The sequence below is a fragment of the Microbacterium sp. ProA8 genome (assembly GCF_039905635.1).
Lineage (GTDB): Bacteria > Actinomycetota > Actinomycetes > Actinomycetales > Microbacteriaceae > Microbacterium > Microbacterium chionoecetis.
In genome coordinates, this window is record NZ_CP157000.1 from 3113086 (window position 1) to 3132967 (window position 19882).

The window sequence follows — 19882 nt, forward strand, 5'->3', positions numbered from 1 at the left end:
CGGGCCACCCCACTGATGAGCACGGCAGGTCACCCCAGATACATGGGCGACGACGATCTCTCAGCTCTCGAAGTCCTCGGGTTCGACCTCGTCGAGGAAGCGCTTGAACTCGTCCAGACGCTGCGACGCGTCGGTCTCGGTCAGCACGTCCGGCACGCCGGCCTCGGCCAGGACCTCGTCTGCGACCCACATCGGCGCGCCCACGCGCGAGGCGAGCGCGATCGCATCGGACGGCCTGGCATCGACGATGCGGTCGCCGAGCGCCGTGGACAGCGTGATCTCGGCGAAGAATGTGCCGTCCTCGATGCGGGTCACCTCGACCCGCGTCGCCGAGGCATCCAGCGCGGTGAGCATCAGGCCCATGAGGTCGTGCGCGAGGGGGCGGGGAACGTCGGCGTTCTCGACCGCGACCAGGATCGAGGTCGCCTCGAGCTGACCGATCCAGATGGGCAGCACGAGCCCGTCGCCCGGGATCTGATCGACCGGCTTGAGCAGCAGGACGTGCTGCCCGGAGGCGTCGAGCGCGACGCCGGCCACGCGAACCTGAACCATGACGCGCCTCCTCTCGCCGCGGCATCCGACTGCGCCATCTTTCGTCTGGCCATCGTAGGCACGGCCGGGCACCATCGGACAGAGGGGTCACAGGCGTGTGAGGAAATCACGCAGCAGCAGGTTGACCTTCACCGGGTCGCGCGCCTGGGGCAGATGCCCGCCACCGTCGATGACGACGAGGTCGGCGCCCGTGATCTCGGCGGCGATCGGTCCGCGCCGCGGGTCCTGGCACATGTCGAGCGATCCCGTGATCACCAGCACCGGGCATCGGACCGCCTCGCAGATCGCCCGCGACGACGGGATGTCCGCGGCGAGGTATGTGGATGCGTACTCGAGGATCAGCATGTCGGCGCCTGCCCCCATCGACCAGTCGACGCAGTCCTCCACCTGCTTCGTGGAGTGCGGCTCGGGGAACATCTGCCCGAAGAAGAACTGCGACCAGTCAGCCCAGTCCTGCTTCCAGTAGTGGCGGTTCTGCTTCTGCCAGCCTTCGTACGAGTCGCGCGGCGCGTCGAAGTCGAACGCGATCCGGTGCGGCAGCGGCTCCGTCAGCCGTACGCCGGGGTTGATGGCGCACGCCCCGAGCACCCGCTCGGGACGCTGGCCGGCCATGATCAACGCGTGCCCGGCGCCCGTGCACACGCCGACCAGCACCGCCTGATCGGCGCCGATCGCATCCAGCACGGCCCACTGGCCGGCGATCACCACGTCATCGTCCATCTGATCGGCCGCGACGGGCGTGCCGCTCAGCCCGTTGCCCGGCGGGTCGCTCACCACCACGCGGAAGTGCCGCGCCAGGAAGGGGATCTGCGCCTTCCACGCCCGGCTGTGCACGATCACGTCGGGCATGAGCAGGTACACGGTGGGCGCGCCGTCGCCGTACACCTCGTAGTGGACGGCGATCCCGTCGCGGTCGACGAAGCCGCTCGTCGTCGGTTCGAGCGCGCGCATCAGATCAGCTCCGCCAGCATCGCGGCCGCTCGCGCCGCACCATCGGTCTCCACGGGGCGATACGAGACATCGCGCGACACCTCGGCCACGAGCGCCGCGGCGAGCGTGTCGGGGTCGCTGGCCTCTGCATAACGGATGCCGCGCCCGGCGCCGTAGTTCTCCAGCCGGTGACGCACGTGGAAGTTCTGCTCGAAGTGGTTCTCGAGCGGCACGAAGAGGAAGGGACGCCGGGCCGCGGCCAGCTCCATGCACGTCGTGAGCCCGCCCTGGACGATCGCGACGTCGCAGGCGGCCAGCGCCCGATACAGGTCCGGGACGAATCCGCGCACCCGCACGCCCTGCCTGCGGGGCAGCGACGCCGGATCGATCCGCGGACCCGTGACGACCAGGAACCGCAGCGCCGGCAGCAGGCGGCGCGCGAGGGGCACGGCATCCATGACCCTGCCGAGCAGTGCAGCGCCCACTCCCGAGCCGCCGACAGTCACCACGCACAGCACGTCGTCGGGACCGTAGCCGAGCCTCGCGCGCGTCCCGGCGCGCTCGTCGTCGGTCGGTGGCACGAAGCCGGTGATGTACCCCGCGAAGTCGAAGTGCGCCGCCGTCCAGTCCCGGATCGCGGGCAGCCCCGGCCCGAACGGCGCGTCCACGACGTCGTCGGGGTTGCCGACGAAGATCGAGCGGTCGCGCAGCCGCCGGTAGCGCGCCCGCTGCTCGAGCATCTCGGCGTTGTAGTCGGCGGTGAGGGCGGCCTCGGCATCCCCGCCGCTCGGCATCGGCAGCCATCCGACGAAATCCGTGAGCCACGCGAACGCGAACCGCTTGAGCTCCGGGTTCTCGTGCAGGAAGTAGTCGACGTCCCATGCCTCGTCGCCGATCACCAGGTCGTAGTAGGTGTCGTCGACGGCGTCGTTGAAGACCATGAAGTTGTTCACGAGGATCTCGTCCATGCGCCGGATCGCCTGGAAGGCGTGGAGGTCGTGGTCGGCGGACTCGTCCTCGATGTGGGCCGATTCGTTGGCGAGGAGTGCGGATGCCGGGTGCACGAGTTCCCCGGCATCCGCCAGCACGCGTGTGACCGGATGCTGCGCGAGCCAGTCGATCTGCAGGTCGGGGTGCAGCGCACGGAGCTCCTGCGCGATGGCGACGTCGCGGCGGGCGTGGCCGAGGCCGATCGGGGACGACAGGAACAGCGCCCTGCGCGGACGGCGCTGCGCCCGCACCCAGGTGTGGCGATTGCCCATGGCGGCCATCTCCTCGCTCGAGGCCTCACCCGCATTCGAGGTCAGTCTGCTCCTGTCCCCACGGCCCCGTCAGGGCCGCGCCTCGATCACGCGGTTGAACGGCGTCTCGGCGACGCTGCGGAACCGGGTGAATCCAGCCGCGGCGGTGACGTCGCGGATGCGTGCCGGACCCGCCTGCGTGCCGAGGGCGAGACCGACGTCCTGCGAGAGCGACGACGGGGTGCAGAGCAGCGTCGAGAACCCGTAGTACGCGCGCCCGACGGGATTGAGGTTGTCTTCGACGTGGTCGCCGGCCATCGGCTCGACGATCATCCAGGTGCCGTCCTCGGCGATCGCCTCGCGTACCCGCCGTGCGGCGCCGACGGGGTCGCCCATGTCGTGCAGGCAGTCGAACATCGTGACCAGGTCGTAGCCGCGGCCCCCGAACCCCTGCGCGGACGCGACCTCGAAGCGCACGTTATCGACGCCCGCCTCCGCGGCGCGGGCACGCGCCGTCTCGATCGATTCGGCGTGGTAGTCGGAGCCGACGAAGGTGGAGTCGGGGAAGGCCTGCGCGAGCAGGATCGTGGATGCCCCGTGGCCGCAGCCGACGTCGGCGACGAGCGCGCCGGACTCGAGCTTCTCTCTCACTCCGTCGAGCGCGGGGATCCACGAATCCACGAGGTTGGCGTGATAGCTCGGGCGGAAGAAGCGCTCGCAGCCGAGGTGCACATCCGCGCCGTGCTGGTGCCAGCCGTAGCCGGCGCCGCTGCGGGCGGCGTCCACGATGTGCTCGGTGTCGTGGACGGTGCCGAGCGCGATCTGGAAGAACCCGGGAAGGAACGCCGGGCTGTCGGGATCGGTCATCGCGAGGGCGTGCTCGGGCGGGAGCGTGTAGCGCCTTGTCGCCGGGTCGTAGGTGACGTAGCCCCCCGCGGCCTGGGCGTTGAGCCACTCTCGCGCGTACGGCTCGGCGGTCTGCGTGCGCTCGGCCAGCTGAGCCGGCGTGCTCGCTCCGTTCTCCACGAGGTCGCGGTAGTACCCGAGCTTGTCGCCCATCACGACGAGTGCGGCGTTGAGGGTCGCGCCGACCTCGTCGACGGCGCGGAAGACGAAGCTCATCAGCTTGTCGGTGTCGATCTGGGCGGGTGAGGCGGTGAGAGACATCAGCGGCTCCTTCGGTCGGTGGCGACGGCGTGATCAGCCCTCACCTCGACGGTAGGAATCTGGCGCCGCCCCCGCGTCCGGGGACCCCCCTAGTCCGGACCCCGGTCGTAGACTCGGGTCCATGCTGGTGGGTCGGCGGGCCGAGCAGCAGGAGATCGCCCGGCTCGGGGCCGCTGCGCGTCTGGGGACGAGCGGCGTGCTCGCCGTGCGCGGCGAGGCGGGTGTGGGCAAGACCGCACTGCTCGACGACGCCGTCTCGCAGCTGCACGGCATGCAGGTGCTGCGTGCGACCGGGCTCGAGTCCGAGAGCGAGATCCCTTTCGCGACGCTGCTGCAGCTGCTGCGGCCGGCACTCGGGGCGCTCGAAGGCATCCCCTCGATGCAGGCGGATGCCCTCGCCGCCGCGCTCGCACTCCCCGGGGCATCGGGGCCGGCCGACGGGCGCGACCGGTTCACGATCGGCGCGGCGGTGCTGAGCCTGGTCTGCCGGTTCGCCGAGGACGGACCGGTCGCCGTCGTCGTCGATGATCTGCACCTGGCCGACGCGCCGTCGTCGAGCGCCCTCGTCTTCGCCGCGCGACGGCTCGCCGCCGATCCGGTGGTGGCGCTGTTCGGCTCGAGGAGCCCCGAGGGAGACGGGCTCGTCTCGGGCCTTCGGACGCTGACGCTCGGCGGCGTCGATCTCGACTCCGCGCGGATGATCCTTCAGCGCGCGCCCGGCGCCGCCGTCGCCGACGAACGGGTGCGCATGCTGCACCGCGCGACGGAGGGCAACCCGCTCGCCATGCTCGAACTGCGCGCCGCCGACCTCGGCGTGGTCGAGAGCCTCGACACCGGGCTTCCGCTCCGGGTGCCGCGTGCGGTCATAGACGCGTTCGGCAGGCGGCTGGCGACGTTGGATGCCGGCTGCCGTTCGGCCCTCCTCGTCGCCGCCGTGTGCGGCGCCGACCTCCGCTTCGTGACCGACGCGTGCGAAGCATACGGAGTGGACGTGGCGCGACTCGACGCGGCCGAGGACGCCGGGCTGATCGGGGTGCGCGACGGGCACATCGGGTTCCGGCATCCGCTGCTGCGCGCCGCCGTGTACTCCGGGGCGTCCGCACAGGAACGCCGTGCCGCGCACCGCGCCGCCGCCGAGGCCGCGTCACCCGGCGATGTCGACCGGCGAGCATGGCACCTGTCGGAGGCGACCTCGCATCCCGACGCCGCGATCGCCGGACTCCTCGCCGAGGCCGGCGATCACGCCGTCGCACGGGCCGCGTACTCCGTCGCCTCGGGCGCGTTCGAGCGCTCGGCGCGCCTCACTCCTGAAGCCGGCACGCGCGCCGCACGGCTGCTCCGTGCCGCCGACACCGCCTGGGAAGCCGGCGACGGCGAGCGCGCCGTGTCGCTCCTGGACCGGCGTGCGCGGGACGCCGTTCCGGAGGTGGCCGGCAACGCCGAGGGCGGGGGTGGGGCCGGCTCTGCTGCCGACGGCGTCCGGGAGATCGAGCTGCGTGCGTCGGTGGCGGCGCGCACCGGATCGCTGAGGGAGGCGCTCGACATCCTGCTGCGTGCGGCCGATCACGCGGCATCGGCGGATGCCGCGACCGTCGCGCTGGCGGACGCCGTGCACGCCACCTACTACCTCGGGGACGCCCGCACGGCGTCGGTGCTGGCCGACCGGATCGCCGCACTCCGGCCAGAGGTCGAGACGACGAGGGCCCATGCACTCGGGCTGATGGCGTCGGGAATGGCGAAGACGCTCGCGGGCCGCGGCGGTGCCGACGAGATCCGTGCCGCCGTGCCGCTCCTCGAGACCGACCCTGAGCTGGGGCGGGATCCTCGCCGCCTGTCGTGGCTCATGCTGGCGCCCCTGTACCTGCGCGACGCCACCAGCGGGGTGCGGCTTCGCGAGCTCGTCGACGAGGTGCGCGGCGCCGCCGGGATCGGCGCGCTGCCTGCGCTGCTCTTCCATGTCGCGGTCGACCAGGCCACGACGACCGCCTCCTGGGTGCGGGCAGAGGCGAACTTCGCCGAGGCCATCCGACTCGCCACCGACACGGGTCAGACGACAGAGCTCGCGATGTCGCTGGCGGGGCTCGCGCGACTGGACTCCCGTGCCGGCCGAGCGGACGCGTGCCGCGCCCACGGTGAGGCGGCACGGGCGCACTGCGCGGCGCGCGATATCCACGTGGGCGAGGCCTGGGTGGGCCACGCGCTCGGTGACCTCGAGCTCTCGCTGGGGCATCCGGGGGTCGCGGCGGAGCTCTTCGCAGATCTCATCCTGCTGCTGGCACGCCTCGGACTCGACGACGTCGACCTCTGGCCCGGTCCCGAGTACGGCGATGCCCTGGTGCGCGTCGGGCGCCGGGAAGAGGCGCTGACGACGGCCACTTCGTACCGCACGCGCGCCGCGGCGAAGGGGCAGCCGTGGGCTCGCGCCCGAGGCGACCGGGCGATGGGGATCGCCGCGGCCGAAGACGATGCCGACGACTGGTTCGCTTCGGCGCTCGACTGGCATGAGCAGACGCTCGACCGGTTCGAGACGGCGCGCACCCGCCTCGCGTACGGCGAGCGCCTTCGCCGGGCGGGTCGGCGGAAAGACGCGCGCGTTCAGCTGCGGGCGGCATTCGAAGACTTCACCGAGCTGGGTGCGTCGGTGTGGCGCGACCGCGCCGCGACCGAGCTCACCGCGACCGGCGAACACGTCCGCGCCACCATGGGGAACGCGGTCGAGGACCTCACGCCGCAGGAACTCCAGGTCAGCGTGCTGCTCGCAGAGGGCCGCACGACCCGCGAAGCCGCGGCCGCCCTGTTCCTCAGCCCGAAGACCGTCGAATACCACCTGCGCAAGGCCTATACGAAGCTCGGGATCGGCTCACGCGCCGAGCTGACGCAGGCGCTCGCTGAGGTGGTGCATCGGGACTGACAGGTCGCGTCGCCTGTGCGCCGCTCAGCGCGGCGGAATGCCGGTGAGCGCCGACAGACCGTCGTTGACGCCGTAGCTCCTCACCTCTATGTCCGTCACGCCGTAGCCCCGCAGCCGCTCGCTGTGGAAGGCGAGGTAGCGATCGGCATCTTCTTTGGTCTCGAAGAGGTAGGCGCCGCCGGCGATGCCGGTCTCGGCATCCTCGGTCCAGACCTTGAACACGAGGCCCTTCTCGCCCGCGATGTCGCGGGCCAGCTCGCCGAATGCGGTGACCGCCTCAGCGCCGAACGGCCCCGCCGAGGGGAATTCGAACACCAGGAGATGTGCCATGTTTCGTCCTTCCGTCGGTGCGCTTCCGAGGTCCAGGCAACCACGAGGCGCCGACAACTCTTCCCGCGTGACGCCGCATGACGCGGGCACGGGACCACTGCATTCACCGGAATGGATGCTGCGCGCGTACCGTTGCAGTCGACATGCAGCGCTTCGGAACCCTCTCGTTCGGACACTACGGCCCGCTGGGCGGCGGGCGGCAGCTCACTGCCGCCGACTCGATGCAGCAGGCGATCGACCTCGCCCAGGGCATGGACGAGCTCGGCGTGAACGGTGCCTACTTCCGCGTCCACCACTTCGCACGACAGCAGGCGTCGCCGATGCCGCTGCTCGCCGCCATCGCGGCACGGACGCAGCGCATCGAGGTCGGCACCGGGGTGATCGACATGCGCTACGAGAATCCGCTGTACCTCGCGGAGGAAGCCGCCGCCGTCGACCTCATCTCCGACGGCCGGCTCGCACTCGGCGTGAGCCGCGGATCACCCGAGACCGTCGTGCGCGGCTACGAGGCGTTCGGGTACACCGGGTCGGACGACCCACGCGGCGCGGACATCGCCCGCGAGCACTTCGACCTGTTCCTGCGCGCCATCGACGGTGAAGGCCTCGCCGAACGCGACGCTTCGTCGCCGTTCGGCGGCGGGGGCACGGGTTTGCAGCGCATCGAGCCGCACTCCCCCGGACTGCGGTCCCGCGTGTGGTGGGGCGCCGGCAACCGCGAGTCCGCCGAGTGGGCGGGCCGCACGGGCGTGAACCTGATGTCGTCGACGCTGCTCACCTCGGCGGACGGCCGGCCCTTCGACATCCTGCAGGCGGAGCAGATCGACGGATTCCGCGCCGCGTGGCGGGAGGCGGGCCACGCCGGCGAGCCGCGCGTCTCGGTGAGCCGCTCGATCTTCCCGATCACCACCGCCGAGGAGCGCATGTACTTCGGCGGACGCCAGGACGGCGACCAGATCGGCGTCATCGACGGCCTCCGCTCGACCTTCGGCAAGACCTATGCCGGCGAACCCGACGAGCTGGTCGAGCAGCTCCAGAACGACGCCGCCATCGCCTCGGCCGACACGCTCATGCTCACGATCCCCAGCCAGCTCGGCGTGGAGTTCAACCTGCGGATGGTCGAGTCGTTCGCGAAGTACGTCGCCCCCGCGCTCGGCTGGCAGCCGACCCGCGTCTGACGCCGCCGTACGGGGCGCAGCGGATCGTTCGGGAGTGATCTTGACCGGTCGGTCAGTCAGGAATAGCGTGGAATCGACCCCCGATCGGGAGCCATCACCGTCTCCGAAGGAGGAGATTCCGATGAACAAGTGGACTCGTTGGGAGGACTGGGTCGCCGTGGTCGTGGGCCTCGTCGCCGCAGTGGCGGCCCTGCTCATGCCGCCGATGGGCGCCTCCATGCCATGGATGCTGATCGTCGGCATTCTGCTGATCGCCGCCGGCGTCATGAACCTCGCGATGCCGGGAATGGTCGCGATGGAGTACGTGCAGCTCGCGCTCGGTGCGGTGCTGTTCGTCGCTCCGTGGCTGGGTGGTTACGCCGGCATGGATTCCGCAGCCGCCTGGATCTGCTGGGTCGGCGGGGGGGTCGTGGTGATCGTCGCGGCCCTCGCCATCCGACCGGCCATGCAGACGCACGACCGTTCCCTCCCGCACTGAGGTGCCCTCCCCACTGACGTGCGCCGTCGAGACGGGGGCGCCGGAGACCGCCGGCGACCCCCGCGCCTTCCCTGAGGACCCGAGATGACGCGAAGCAGGGAGAGCCGGATCCTCATCCTCGATGCGGCCGAGCACCTCTTCGCCGAGCGCGGCTTCGACGCGACCCCGACAGGGGCGATCGCCGACCTGGCCGGCGTGCCCAAAGGGCTGCTCTTCTACTACTTCCCCAGCAAGACCGATCTGCTGCGCGCACTGATGCGCGAACGGCTCGACCTCGATCCCATCGACACCTCCGCGCTGATCGCGGAGGGCGATCCCGCGCAGTCGCTGCTCAACGTCACGGGAAGGCTCCGCGAACTGCAGGGCGAGTCGGCGGTGCGCCGCGTCATCGTGTGGAGAGAGCACCGGACGCACCCCGAGGTACGTGCGAGACTGCGCGACTACCGCAGTCAGCTGCAGACGATCGTGGAGCGCGTGCTCGGCGCGAGCATCCTGCATCCGATCGCCGCGCGACGCGTGCGAATCGCGGCGGAAGCCTGGGTCGCGATCATCACGACCCCGACACTTCCTGCCCACTCCGGCGATGAGGAGTCCGGGTCGGCGGCGGCGGGCGACGAGCTCGCCGGCCCGGCCGATGCCGCCGACCTGCCCGCACTCGCCGATCTCATCTCGGCCGGCCTGCGTGAGCCCGCGGCCTGAACTCCGCCTTCACACGGCGGGCGACCGCCGTCGGCCGCGGGATCAGTCGAGCGCCTCGACGCCGGTGATGCGCAGCTCCTCCACGTCGAGCCTGGTCTGGATCTGCGTCACCACGGCATCGTCCACGGCACCCTCGCGGCGCAGCCGATACAGCACCTCGCGCTTGCGGTCCAGGAGCGCGATGCGCAGTCGCGAGTACTCCTCGTCTCTCTCGCGCGGGGACGGCAGCGGGGCGGGCGGTTCGAGCACGGCAGTGGCCGTCGCGGCTGCCTCGGCCTCAGCTTCGGTCCCCTCGATCATCGTGTCGAGTCGGGAGATCGTGCGGTCGACCTGCGCCTGCTCCCGCGCCTGCACCCGCTCGTTGTTGCGCTCGAGGTACTCGTAGTAGTCGCGGGTGAGACGGTCGCGGGTCTCCTCGCTCACGCCATGGTCCTGGGCGAGCTCCTTCATCGCGGTCAGGGCGGCGCCTGTGATCGCGCGCTCGGCGAGCTCGAGCTCCTGCTGCATCGCCGTGTCGTCGGGAAGCCGCGCCCATCGCACGACAGCAGGCAGGACGGGTCCCTGCACGAGGAGGGTCAGCAGGATGATTCCCGCCGTGACGAAGATGATCTCGTCGCGCCCCGGCATCGGGTCTCCGGCTGTCGTCGTGAGCGGCACCGAGAGCGCGATCGCCAACGACACCGCGCCCCGGAAGCCGGCCACCGCGCTGACGATCCGCGCACGGTAGGTGGTGCGTCGCAGTCGCTGGGATGGCCGGCGATCCAGCAGGCGGATGATCATGACCGACGTGGTCTGGAAGACGAACCTCGCGATGAGGAGCACCAGCCACGACGCCAGGGTGACCACCACCAGCCAGCCGATCTCGCGTCCGGGGATCTCATGGGCGACGGCCTGCACCTCGAAGCCGATGAGCACGAACAGGGAGCCGTTGAGGAGGAAGGAGCCGAGGGGCCAAGTCCACGCGGCCTGGCGGCGCGACGCCGCCGTGCTGATCCGCGGCGTGATGTACGCGACGATGAGTCCGGCCACGACGACCGCGAGCACACCGGATGCGTGGACGAGCTCGGCCAGCAGGAACGCGGTGAACGGCACGAGCAGCAGGGCGATGTTGAGGTTCAGCGTGTTCCTGATGCGCCGCATGACGAGATACGCCACACCCGCGACGACGACACCGGCTGCCGCGCCGCCCACGTATGACAGCACCACCAGGCCTGTGACGTCGAGCGGGGTGTACTGGCCTCCGGCGGCGACCCCGACGGCGACACCGTAGATGACCAGCGCGGTGCCGTCGTTGGTGAGACTCTCGGCCTTGAGGTTCATGAAGTTGCGCCGCGGAAGCATGCGCCCGAGTGCAGCGACCGCCGTGGCGTCTGTCGGGGCGACGGCGGCGCCGAGGATGAGCGCGGCGTTCCAGGGCAGTCCGAGGGCGTAGGCGACGCCGGCGACGGCGAAGGCGCTGGCGACGACGAGCGCCGTGCTCATGAGGAAGATGCCGCGGAAGTCGCGCCGGATGGAACGCAGCGACGTCGTCATGCTCTCCCAGAAGAGCAGCACGGGAAGGAACAGCAGCAGCACCGTCTCGGGCGGCAGCTCGATCTCGCGCACCTCGGGGATGAATCCCAGCGCGAGCCCCGCCACGACGAGCAGCAGCGGGACGGCCACTCGGAGCTTCGGGGCCAGGATCGCACCGGTGAGGACGGTGATTCCGAGCAGGACGGTGACCTCGAGTCCATTCATGCGGGCTCCCTTCGGTGCAATGATCATCCAACCGCACCGGGAGCGACCGGATTCCCGGATGCCGCGGCCGGGTGTCACATCGGATGCCGTGCGCGTGCGGCTGGTTCTGGACGTCGCACCCGCTCGGGTTAGAGTGTCGGCACCGGACACGGCGGCATGTGCCCGGGATGCCGGGAGGGGCAGTTGGGCGAAGTGTTGACGCTCGCGTCGCGGGACGTCGGCGACGTCGAGTCGACGTGGCGCCAGTTCGTGCCGTCGGCCACCCTCCAGCGAGTGGATCCCCGCACGTTCGCGTTCTCGTGGACGTCCGCCGCGACACCGGGCTTCTCGGTCGTCAAGTACCGGCTGAACGCTTCGGTGCAGTCCGCCATCGAACCGGACAGTCAGCTGATGGCCTGTCGTGTGGCCTCCCGCGGCGGCTGGGTCGGAACGCCCCGCGGCGATCTGAACGCCGGGCTGCCGTGGCTCGCGCTGGACGGGCCGACGAGCGCACGCTGGCACACCCGCGCCGACGTGCGCGCGTTCGTGTTCGACCGCGCCGTGGCCGAGGAGGAGGCACGCCGTCTGGCCGGCGACGACCGCTTCACGCTGCGCGCTGCGACGACGAGCTCCGCCCCGATCGCCCGGGATCTCGCCGGGCACTGGGAGCGTGTGTTCCAGCACGTCGCCGGGTCGTTCTTCGTGCCGGGACTCACTACTCCCATGATCGAGGCGGAGCTCCGGCGCCACGCGCTGCACGCCACCCTCGCGGCGTTCTCCCCCGCCTTCGGCGCCGCCATCGAACGCTCCTCGCAGCGGCGCGCCGCCCCGCGGAGCGTCCGGCGGGCGATCGCCTACATGGAGCAGCACGCGCATGAGCCGATCACGATCGACGACGTCGCCGCGGCATCCGGGATCTCCTCGCGCGGGCTCCAGTACGCCTTCCGCCGCGCCCTCGATCAGACGCCCACGGAGTACCTCAGACGCGAACGACTGGCCGGGGCGCATGCCGAACTGCAGCAGGCCGCGAGCGTCTCGGAGGTCGCACGGCGCTGGGGTTTCGCGAGCGCCTCGCGCTTCGCCAAGCATTATCGCGACGCGTACGGCAAGTCGCCGCGGCAGACCCTCCACGGCGGCTGAAGACCCTCCACTTCGGCTGCGTCGGGTTTTCGTTTTCCGTGCCCCGCTTTCGCAGGGCGGTCCGCGGTGAGCCGGCGTCGAGCGCGCTGTCGCAGAGTCTCTTCGAGCGGGCACGCGGCTCGCCGAGGGAGGCACGTGGGCAAGTTCATCTACGAGGGCGGCGTCCGCACGGAGTTCGACGATCGCGTGCTCTCGCACCTCCAGGTCGCCATCGGCACGAAGCTCCGCCGGAACGAGCCGTTCTATTTCACGTGGCACGGTGACCCCAGCACGGGTGGCGGACGGACGACCGTCTGGGTGCACGCGGCTGCGAGCCTGGTCTTCACGTACTACGGCGGACGGTCGGCGAAGATCAACCGGACCTGGCTCGAGGCGCTGATGCGCACGGCCAACTCGCCGCTCGGGCTGCAGGTCGTCGCCGAGCCGCCCGACGACGGCGGAGCCGAGATGCTCGCCTGACCATGCCGGCTCCCTGTCATCGGGACGACCCGCACCGGTAGACTCCGGCCATCCGAGGCGATGGAGGCATGCGGATGCACAGCACGGATCTGGCCGACCTGATCGACGACCTCATGGCGAAGGCACGGGTGGCATCCAGCGGCCGCGCGGCGCGGACGATCCGCGGCGGCCACGAGAACGCCCTCCGGGAGACCGTGATCGCGCTGCTCGCCGGGCACGAACTCTCCGAGCACGACAGCCCGCACGAGGCCACGCTGCAGGTGCTGCAGGGCCGAGTGCGACTGATCACGGGCGACGATGCGTGGGAAGGGGCATCCGGCGATCACCTCACCGTGCCGCCGCAGCGTCACAGTCTCGCCGCGCTCGAGGACTCGGTCGTCCTGCTGACCGTGTCGAACCGCGTGCCGTGACCGATCGACGCCGGCCGATCAGGCGTCGAGCGTCGCCGCGAGTGCGGCGAGCGCCTCTCCGGTGACGCGCTGCGTCGTCCAGTCACCCATCGGCTCCGCGGCGATCGAGCGGTAGAAGCCGAGCGCGGGCTCGTTCCAGTCGAGCACCGTCCACTCGAAGCGCGAGTACCCGCGCTCGACGCACACGCCCGCCAGCGACGCGAGCAGCGCCTTGCCGTAGCCGAAGGCGCGCCGGCTCGGGTCGACGAAGAGGTCCTCGAGCCACAGGCCGTGCCGCCCCGTCCACGTGGAGTAGGTGACGAACCAGATCGCGATGCCCACGATTTCGCCGTCCCGCTCCACGACGTGCGCGAAGACCCGCGGCTCGTCGCCGAACAGCGCGTCTTCGAGCGCCTCCACCGTGTTCTCGACGGCGTCCGGCTCGCGCTCGTACACCGCCAGCGCACGAATGCACGCCAGGATCCCCGGCTCGTCGCCCGGGCGGGCCTCACGAAGGACGGCGCCATCGGCGAGAGTACGAGGAGTCACGCCTTCGAGCGTACCGAGAAGGCAGCCGTCGCCACGCCTCGTCCCCCACCGCGCCGGGCCCGCAGCACGACGCCGGGCGGCGGCATTCGTCCGTTCACGGCAGTCCGGTCACGGATACGCCGAGCCATTCGGCCAGCTCGGCGATCTCGGCGCGCACCATGTCGGACTCCTCCGGCTCGAAGGGGAGGAACTCGTGCACCGCGTTCACCTGGAGCACCTCGCGATCGCGGTCGACCTCGGCGTCGAGCATCCCGACGAAACGGTCGCCCATCAGGATCGGATGGGCGAAGAAGCCGTAGCGGCGCTGGGCCTTCGGCTTGAACTGCTCGAGCACGTACGTGAACTCGAACAGCTCCTCGAGGCGTCGGCGATCGAACAGCAGGCTGTCGTAGGGATTGAGGAACGCCACTCGTCCGCCCGCATCGTCGTCGTCGAGCGCAGCGAGCGCCTCGGGATCGACGCGGTACGCCGTCGTGCTGCCTTCGACGACGGCAGGCTCCCCGGTGTCTTTCGCGACGCCGCTCCAGTACCGGTGCGGCTTGGCCAGCCCGGCCGACTGCAGGCGGCGCTCCGCGAGCAGCCGTGCGGCCTCCTCGTCGTCGTACGCGGGCACGCTCCGCGGGTAGACGCGCTCGGCGAGATCCCACCGGCGGCGACGACCCTCGCGCCCGACGATGGCCACCTCGCCCTGGCGCAGCAGGAAGTCCAGCATGTGCGGCACCTGATTCGTCCCCGACCAGCCGTCGGGTGCCCGGCTCACCTGCGCGGTGTCGGGGATGTCGCTCGCGAGCAGGGGTCCCTCGGCGCGCAGGCGGGCGAGGACGTCGGCGCGGAACCCCGCGTTCGCCTCGAGCCACTGCCGGCTGCTCTCGCGCTGCGGCCAGTGCCGCATGCCCGGCAGCATCAGCGGGAGCACGCTCATCGGGCGGAAGGTGCCGTCGAACTCGAACAGCAGACGGTCGTCCTCGACGACCTTGCGCAGCTGACCGGGCTCGTACGACCAGCCGATGCGCGACCAGAGCACGGTGTGCTCGCACGGCGCGATCGTCGCGGTGGGGTCGATCTTGATGTACCCGAGCTGCTCGGCGACCTCGACGACGTCGCCCGGTCGCTCGGCGTCGAGCAGCTGCGCGCGCACCACGATGCGGCGCGCCTGATCGCGGGGGAGCCGATGCGGGGTCATCCCTCGACCGTAGCCCGGCCCGGGTTCCTGACGCATCGACCGACGGGGAGATGCAGTGGAGTCGAGCGGGCGCCTGACCGGCGACGTCAGCCGGTGGTCTCCGGCTCGAGCTGGAGTGCGCCGCGCAGCACGCGCGCCCACTCGGCATGGAAGGCCCGCGACACCCCGGCCTTGCGGAACACCGCGTCGAAGCCGTGGAACGCCCCCGGCACGACGGAGAGCTCGCACGGCACGCCGGCTGCGACCAGCCGATCCGCGTACGCGACGTCCTCGTCGTGGAAGAGGTCGAGCGTGCCCACCCCGATCCACGCCGGCGGCAGCCCGTGCAGGTCTTCGCGCCGCGCCGGAACGACGGACGAGCGGATGCCGGCATCCGCGGCACCGTCCGGCGGATCGGCGTCCGCGCCGAGATAGGCCGACCACGCGAACCGATTGCTCGCGGGCGACCACATCCGGAGGTGACGCGTATCGATGTCGTCGCGCAGCGCCGTGCGGTCGTCGAGCATCGGATAGGCCAGCAGCTGGAACACGGGCTGGGGGCCTCCCTCGTCATGCAGCCGCTGCGCGAGTCCCGCAGCGAGGCCCCCTCCGGCACTCGCGCCGCCGACGGCGATACGGGTCGGGTCGACACCGAATTCGGCAGCACGGGCGACGACCTCGCGGAACCCCTCGACGAGGTCGTCGAGTGCCGCAGGCGCCGGATGCTCGGGTGCCAGGCGGTACGACGCCGAGAACACGGCGATTCCGAGCTCGCGCGCGAGGGCGAGGTTGGTGCCGTCGTCCTGCTGCGGTGTGCCGAGGACGAGCCCGCCGCCGTGGATCCAGAACAGCGCCGGCACCGGTGCTGCCGCCGCCGAGCCGGGCTCCTGCCGCGGCCGGAAGACCCGGTAGGGTCGTTCGCCTGCAGGCGTGCGGAAGGGCACCGTCGAGACGTCGACGTCGGGTTGCGGCTGAATGCCGGGTGGAGTCATCCGGAACATCCACAGGGTGCGGGGTCCGGCGCTGAAGAGCGGCAGCCATCGCACGGCGGCGAGGTCGGGGTGGAAGGGTTCGGGTGGGGTCTTCGTCGACACCGGACGATGCTATCCGGTTATGGAGTCATCCGCGCACGACGCGATATCACACATGGGTCACGAGCGATGTCGATCGTCCCGAGATCTGCTCCAGCTCGAGGGGTCCGACGCCCTCCAGCAGCCGCAGTCCGCCACCGACGACGCTCGGCGAGATCTGCAGCGCCAGCTCGTCGATCAACCCTGCCGCGAGATAGGCGTTGGTCGTCGACGGGCCGCCCGCGACGTGGATGGGCAGCTCGCCCGCAGCATCGCGCGCCCGATCGAGCGCCGCGTGGATGCCGTCGGTGACGAAGTGGAACGTCGTCCCGCCGTCCATCTCGATCGACGCGCGCGGGTAGTGGGTCAGCACGAAGACGGGGCGGTGGTACGGCGGGTTCGGCCCCCACCAGCCGCGCCAGTCGCGGTCCCACTCACCGCGGACGGGGCCGAACATGTTGCGCCCCATGATGAACGCGCCGGCCGCGACGATCGCCTCCATCTCGGCACGGTTCTCGTCGGGAGTCTCGAACATCCACCGGTGCAGCGCGTTCTCGGGCACCTCGCCGAACGGGCGCTCCTCGGTCTGGTTCACACCGGCGCCGATCCCATCGAGTGAGATCGACATCGTGGCGACGACAGGTGACATGCGGGACCTCCAGCGATCGACGGCGCGTGACGCCGCCCACGCTAGCGGCACGCACCGACGGTCCGACAGGCCTCACAGGGCAACGGCATCCCCGTTTCCGCACGCACCCCGCCGCCACCGCGTCATGACCGCACGGCCTCCCACAGCCCGGCCCACTGAGCCGGGCGCAGGTCGCGCGGCAGGGCGCCGGCACCGACACCCAGATCCGCGAGCGCCCGCCGCACACGAGGCCGGCCGAGCCCCGAGGAACGCTGCACGATCGCGGCGAGGTCGCCGCCGCGCCCGGTGAAGACCTCGCGCACGAATCGGTCGTATGCCGCGCGGTCGCGCGGATCGATGAGCGGCGAGCCGCGCCGGGTGATGCCGAGGATGCCGCCGTCGACGCTCGGCATGGGGCGGAAGTGCCGAGCGGGCACGCGGCCGTGCACCGCGAACTCGAACCACGGTGCTGCCTGGGCGCTCATCATGGTGCCCCCGCCGACTCCCGCGCGCTTGCGGGCGACCTCCCACTGGGTGAGGAGCACGGCGTGCCGCCACCGGTCTCGGGTGAGCAGGCGGCGCAGGATCGGCGTCGTCAGGTGGTACGGCACGTTGCCGACCAGCACCGGCCGGTCGAGCGGATGCCGGAGCGCGTCGGCGTGGGCGATCCGCGCGTGGGGCAGCCGTCGGCGCAGCCGCTCAACGCGCTGCTCGTCGATGTCGATCGCTTCGAGATCGCGACCGAGGCCGGCGAGGGGAACGGTGAGCGCACCGTCACCGGCGCCGATCTCGAGGATCGGCCCGCGGGTGTCGGCGACGAGTTCGACGATGCTGTGGATCGTCGGGCGGTGGGTGAGGAAGTTCTGGCCGAGTTCGTGCCGGCCACCGTGTACGGAACGGTTTCGCATGGGAGGTGCTCCAAGAAGTAGGGGGAGCACCCCGACGCAGGCGTCGATCGAGGAGGCCATGGACGGCCAGGGAGGACGCGCGGCCGGGGTGCGAGGACATCCCGGACGACGGCGCGCGTTACGCGAGAACCAGCGAGCGCGCCGTCAGGCGCGGCGGTCGCGAATGTAGAAGACGCACGCCGTCATCGGCGCGCTGCAGATCGTTCCCATGCGCTCCATCGTATCCGGCACATCCGGATAGCACTCGTGACCGGGCAGTCGCAATCCCCCGGCGCTCGTTCTCGGCCGTGCGTATCGTCGCGCGCATGACACGATTCGGATACACGCTGATGGGCGAGCAGAGCGGTCCTCGAGAGCTGGTCCGCTACGCACAGGCAGCGGAGGACGCCGGCTTCGACTTCGAGGTGTCGAGCGACCACTACTCGCCGTGGCTGGTCAGCCAAGGCCATTCCCCGCACGCCTGGACGGTCCTCGGAGCGGTCGCGCACGCGACATCCCGAGTGGAGCTCATGACCTACGTGACCTGCCCCACCATGCGCTACCACCCCGCCGTCGTCGCCCAGAAGGCGGCGACGCTGCAGCTGCTGAGCGAAGGCCGGTTCATCCTGGGCGTCGGGTCGGGCGAGAGCCTCAACGAGCACGTCGTCGGGCAGGGCTGGCCGAGCGTCGACACGCGCCAGGAGATGCTCGTCGAGGCGATCGAGATCATCCGCGAGCTGCACACGGGCGACCTCATCACGTACGTCGGCGAGCACTTCCGGGTGGATTCGGCCCGGATCTGGGACGTGCCCGACTCCCCCGTCGAGATCGGCGTCGCCGTCTCGGGCGAGGAGGGGATCGAGGCCTTCGCCCCGCTCGCCGATCACCTGATCGCCGTGGAGCCGCAGGTCGAGCTCGTCGAGCAGTGGGACGAAGCGCGTGGCGCCGAGGGCGCCGAGGGCGTGTCGCGCAAGATCGGCCAGGTGCCGGTGTCGTGGGATCCCGACAAGGATGCCGCGGTGCAGCGCGCGCACGACCAGTTCCGGTGGTTCGGCGGCGGGTGGCCGGTGAACGCCGAGCTGCCCACGCCGGCGAGCTTCGCTGCGGCGAGCCAGTTCGTCCGGCCGGAGGACGTCGCCGGGTCCATCGCCTGCGGCCCCGACCTCGACGAGCTCGCCGAGAGCGTGCGGCCGTTCCTCGACGCCGGCTTCACCGACATCGCCATCGTGCAGATCGGGGACGAGCAGCAGGAGCGATTCCTGGCGGAGGTCGCCGAGCCGCTCCTTGAGCGGATGCGCGCGCTCGGCTGACCCACAGCCGCTGTCGTCGCTGCTGAATCGTCGCTACTGCTTCGTCGCGCGCTCGATCGACATGACGAGGATCACACGGTCCGCCTTGTCGCGCGGCGGCGTCTGGCTCGAGTTGCCGTAGCGGTTCTGGAGTCGCACGTAGAAAGCGCCCTCCGGGTCGGGGACGACCTCGACCAGCCGGCCGGCCACCTCCAGGTAGTGGAAGGGGTGCTCGGGGTCGACCATCGACAGCGACATCGACGGGTTGTGCTGGAGGTTGCGGTACTTCTGCCGGTAGTTCGTGTGGGTGAACCGGACGTGCTCGCCGTCGAACTCGAACCACATGGGGTTCACCTGCACGGTGTCGTCCGGCCGGATGGTTCCGAGGTGCGCATACACCGGGAGTTCGAGGAGGTGGCGTCGGTCAGCGGGGAGGATGTCGTCGACGGAAGGCATGCGTCCAGTCTGGCGTGCCCCGGCCACTCGAGGCCGCTCGCCGAGGTTCCGTGTCACGAACTACTCTCGGTTCATGGCGACGCAACCCGCACCCGGGTGGTACGACGACGGCTCGGGCAAGCAGCGCTGGTGGGACGGCACGCATTGGACCGAGGAATACATCGATCTGCGCGCGCCCGACATCGAATTGCGGACGGATGCCGGACCCGCCGCGGCCGGACCGGCGCTGCCCGGCTGGTACGACGACCAGCGCGGACGCACGCGGTGGTGGGATGGACGCCGCTGGACGGCCGATGTGCGCTACAGCGGTCAGGAGCAGGACTTCGCCGGCATCGTCATCGATGGGCGATGGATCCACTTCGGCGACCTGAGCCAGCCGGTCGCCGAGGTCGAGGCATCCATCGACTCCGGCGATGCGCTGCTGCGGCGTCCTGCCTTCACGCGAGCGGCCGTCGAGCGGCGGATGTTCGGCGCGAACGGACCCATCACGCCGCGCACCATCAACCGCGCGATCAGCCGCATGGCGCCGCACGTGGTGATCGCGGGCGCGCACGTGTGGGTCGCGCCCTACGCCACCGCGCACGAGACGGAGGCCCGGCGCTTCATCGCCTGGGTCAACACGAGCGCGCAGCACTACCGGTACCGCTGACTCCC

21 protein-coding genes are annotated in these 19882 nt (G+C 71.0%); 9 read left to right on the forward strand and 12 right to left on the reverse strand.

What is annotated here, in order from left to right; translation table 11 throughout:
• Positions 1-60: 60 nt before the first annotated feature.
• The 4 genes from ABG085_RS14005 to ABG085_RS14020 form a co-directional block, all read right to left on the reverse strand.
• Positions 61-552: a bifunctional nuclease family protein gene (locus ABG085_RS14005; RefSeq protein WP_163619229.1), complete on the reverse strand. Its 492-nt coding sequence runs from the start codon at positions 550-552 to the stop codon at positions 61-63.
• A gap of 87 nt (positions 553-639) precedes the next feature.
• On the reverse strand, positions 640-1503 hold the full coding sequence (locus ABG085_RS14010) for an alpha/beta hydrolase (RefSeq protein ID WP_347976334.1): 864 nt from the start codon (positions 1501-1503) through the stop codon (positions 640-642).
• Positions 1503-2744 carry a glycosyltransferase gene (locus ABG085_RS14015; protein WP_347976335.1) on the reverse strand — a complete coding sequence of 414 codons (1242 nt, stop codon included), beginning with the start codon at positions 2742-2744 and terminating at the stop codon, positions 1503-1505. Before ABG085_RS14015 ends, ABG085_RS14010 begins: the two co-directional genes overlap by 1 nt.
• Positions 2745-2813: 69 nt before the next feature.
• A complete protein-coding gene (locus ABG085_RS14020; RefSeq protein WP_347976336.1) occupies positions 2814-3890 on the reverse strand; it encodes a class I SAM-dependent methyltransferase in 1077 nt (358 codons plus the stop codon).
• A gap of 121 nt (positions 3891-4011) precedes the next feature.
• Here ABG085_RS14020 and ABG085_RS14025 point away from each other — a divergent pair, with 121 nt between their 5' ends.
• Positions 4012-6801, forward strand: a complete 2790-nt coding sequence (locus tag ABG085_RS14025; protein ID WP_347976337.1) for an AAA family ATPase — start codon at positions 4012-4014, stop codon at positions 6799-6801.
• A 24-nt stretch (positions 6802-6825) separates the two neighbouring features.
• Here the strand turns inward: ABG085_RS14025 and ABG085_RS14030 are convergent, their stop codons facing one another.
• The gene (locus tag ABG085_RS14030; RefSeq protein ID WP_347976338.1) at positions 6826-7131 is read right to left on the reverse strand and encodes a monooxygenase; all 306 of its coding nucleotides are present in this window, start codon (positions 7129-7131) and stop codon (positions 6826-6828) included.
• A 143-nt stretch (positions 7132-7274) separates the two neighbouring features.
• Between ABG085_RS14030 and ABG085_RS14035 the strand changes: the two genes are divergently transcribed.
• From ABG085_RS14035 to ABG085_RS14045, 3 genes are all read left to right on the forward strand, one after another.
• Complete coding sequence (locus ABG085_RS14035; RefSeq protein WP_347976339.1) at positions 7275-8306, forward strand: LLM class flavin-dependent oxidoreductase; 1032 nt, start codon at positions 7275-7277, stop codon at positions 8304-8306.
• Positions 8307-8427: 121 nt separating this feature from the next.
• A complete protein-coding gene (locus ABG085_RS14040; RefSeq protein ID WP_347976340.1) occupies positions 8428-8784 on the forward strand; it encodes an SPW repeat protein in 357 nt (118 codons plus the stop codon).
• A gap of 84 nt (positions 8785-8868) precedes the next feature.
• Complete coding sequence (locus tag ABG085_RS14045; RefSeq protein WP_347976341.1) at positions 8869-9483, forward strand: helix-turn-helix domain-containing protein; 615 nt, start codon at positions 8869-8871, stop codon at positions 9481-9483.
• A 42-nt stretch (positions 9484-9525) separates the two neighbouring features.
• On the opposite strand, the gene ABG085_RS14050 is transcribed toward ABG085_RS14045, so the two are convergent.
• On the reverse strand, positions 9526-11220 hold the full coding sequence (locus tag ABG085_RS14050; RefSeq protein ID WP_347976342.1) for a Na+/H+ antiporter: 1695 nt from the start codon (positions 11218-11220) through the stop codon (positions 9526-9528).
• Positions 11221-11412: 192 nt separating this feature from the next.
• On the opposite strand from ABG085_RS14050, the gene ABG085_RS14055 reads away from it, so the two are divergent.
• The 3 genes from ABG085_RS14055 (at position 11413) to ABG085_RS14065 (ending at position 13208) form a co-directional block, all read left to right on the forward strand.
• The gene (locus ABG085_RS14055) at positions 11413-12339 is read left to right on the forward strand and encodes an AraC family transcriptional regulator (RefSeq protein WP_347979206.1); all 927 of its coding nucleotides are present in this window, start codon (positions 11413-11415) and stop codon (positions 12337-12339) included.
• 135 nt (positions 12340-12474) lie between these two features.
• Positions 12475-12798, forward strand: a complete 324-nt coding sequence (locus tag ABG085_RS14060; protein WP_347976343.1) for an ATP-dependent DNA ligase — start codon at positions 12475-12477, stop codon at positions 12796-12798.
• 74 nt (positions 12799-12872) lie between these two features.
• Positions 12873-13208, forward strand: coding sequence for a cupin domain-containing protein (locus tag ABG085_RS14065; protein WP_347976344.1), 336 nt, complete (start codon positions 12873-12875; stop codon positions 13206-13208).
• A gap of 18 nt (positions 13209-13226) precedes the next feature.
• Here ABG085_RS14065 and ABG085_RS14070 read toward each other — a convergent pair whose 3' ends face one another.
• The 5 genes from ABG085_RS14070 to erm all read right to left on the reverse strand — a co-directional run bounded on the left by ABG085_RS14070 (position 13227) and on the right by erm (position 17504).
• Positions 13227-13736 carry a GNAT family N-acetyltransferase gene (locus ABG085_RS14070; protein WP_347976345.1) on the reverse strand — a complete coding sequence of 170 codons (510 nt, stop codon included), beginning with the start codon at positions 13734-13736 and terminating at the stop codon, positions 13227-13229.
• A 94-nt stretch (positions 13737-13830) separates the two neighbouring features.
• Positions 13831-14919, reverse strand: a complete 1089-nt coding sequence (locus ABG085_RS14075; protein WP_347976346.1) for a crosslink repair DNA glycosylase YcaQ family protein — start codon at positions 14917-14919, stop codon at positions 13831-13833.
• Between the two features lie 86 nt (positions 14920-15005).
• On the reverse strand, positions 15006-15992 hold the full coding sequence (locus ABG085_RS14080; protein ID WP_347976347.1) for an alpha/beta hydrolase: 987 nt from the start codon (positions 15990-15992) through the stop codon (positions 15006-15008).
• Positions 15993-16038: 46 nt separating this feature from the next.
• Positions 16039-16617, reverse strand: coding sequence for a dihydrofolate reductase family protein (locus tag ABG085_RS14085; protein WP_347976348.1), 579 nt, complete (start codon positions 16615-16617; stop codon positions 16039-16041).
• Positions 16618-16739: 122 nt separating this feature from the next.
• Complete coding sequence (erm, locus tag ABG085_RS14090; RefSeq protein WP_347976349.1) at positions 16740-17504, reverse strand: 23S ribosomal RNA methyltransferase Erm; 765 nt, start codon at positions 17502-17504, stop codon at positions 16740-16742.
• Positions 17505-17809: 305 nt separating this feature from the next.
• On the opposite strand from erm, the gene ABG085_RS14095 reads away from it, so the two are divergent.
• Positions 17810-18793 carry an LLM class F420-dependent oxidoreductase gene (locus ABG085_RS14095; protein ID WP_347976350.1) on the forward strand — a complete coding sequence of 328 codons (984 nt, stop codon included), beginning with the start codon at positions 17810-17812 and terminating at the stop codon, positions 18791-18793.
• A gap of 33 nt (positions 18794-18826) precedes the next feature.
• On the opposite strand, the gene ABG085_RS14100 is transcribed toward ABG085_RS14095, so the two are convergent.
• A complete protein-coding gene (locus tag ABG085_RS14100; protein WP_347976351.1) occupies positions 18827-19228 on the reverse strand; it encodes a PPOX class F420-dependent oxidoreductase in 402 nt (133 codons plus the stop codon).
• Between the two features lie 73 nt (positions 19229-19301).
• Between ABG085_RS14100 and ABG085_RS14105 the strand changes: the two genes are divergently transcribed.
• Entirely contained in the window at positions 19302-19877 is a 576-nt protein-coding gene (locus tag ABG085_RS14105; RefSeq protein WP_347976352.1) for a DUF2510 domain-containing protein, read from the forward strand.
• Positions 19878-19882 lie beyond the last annotated feature (5 nt).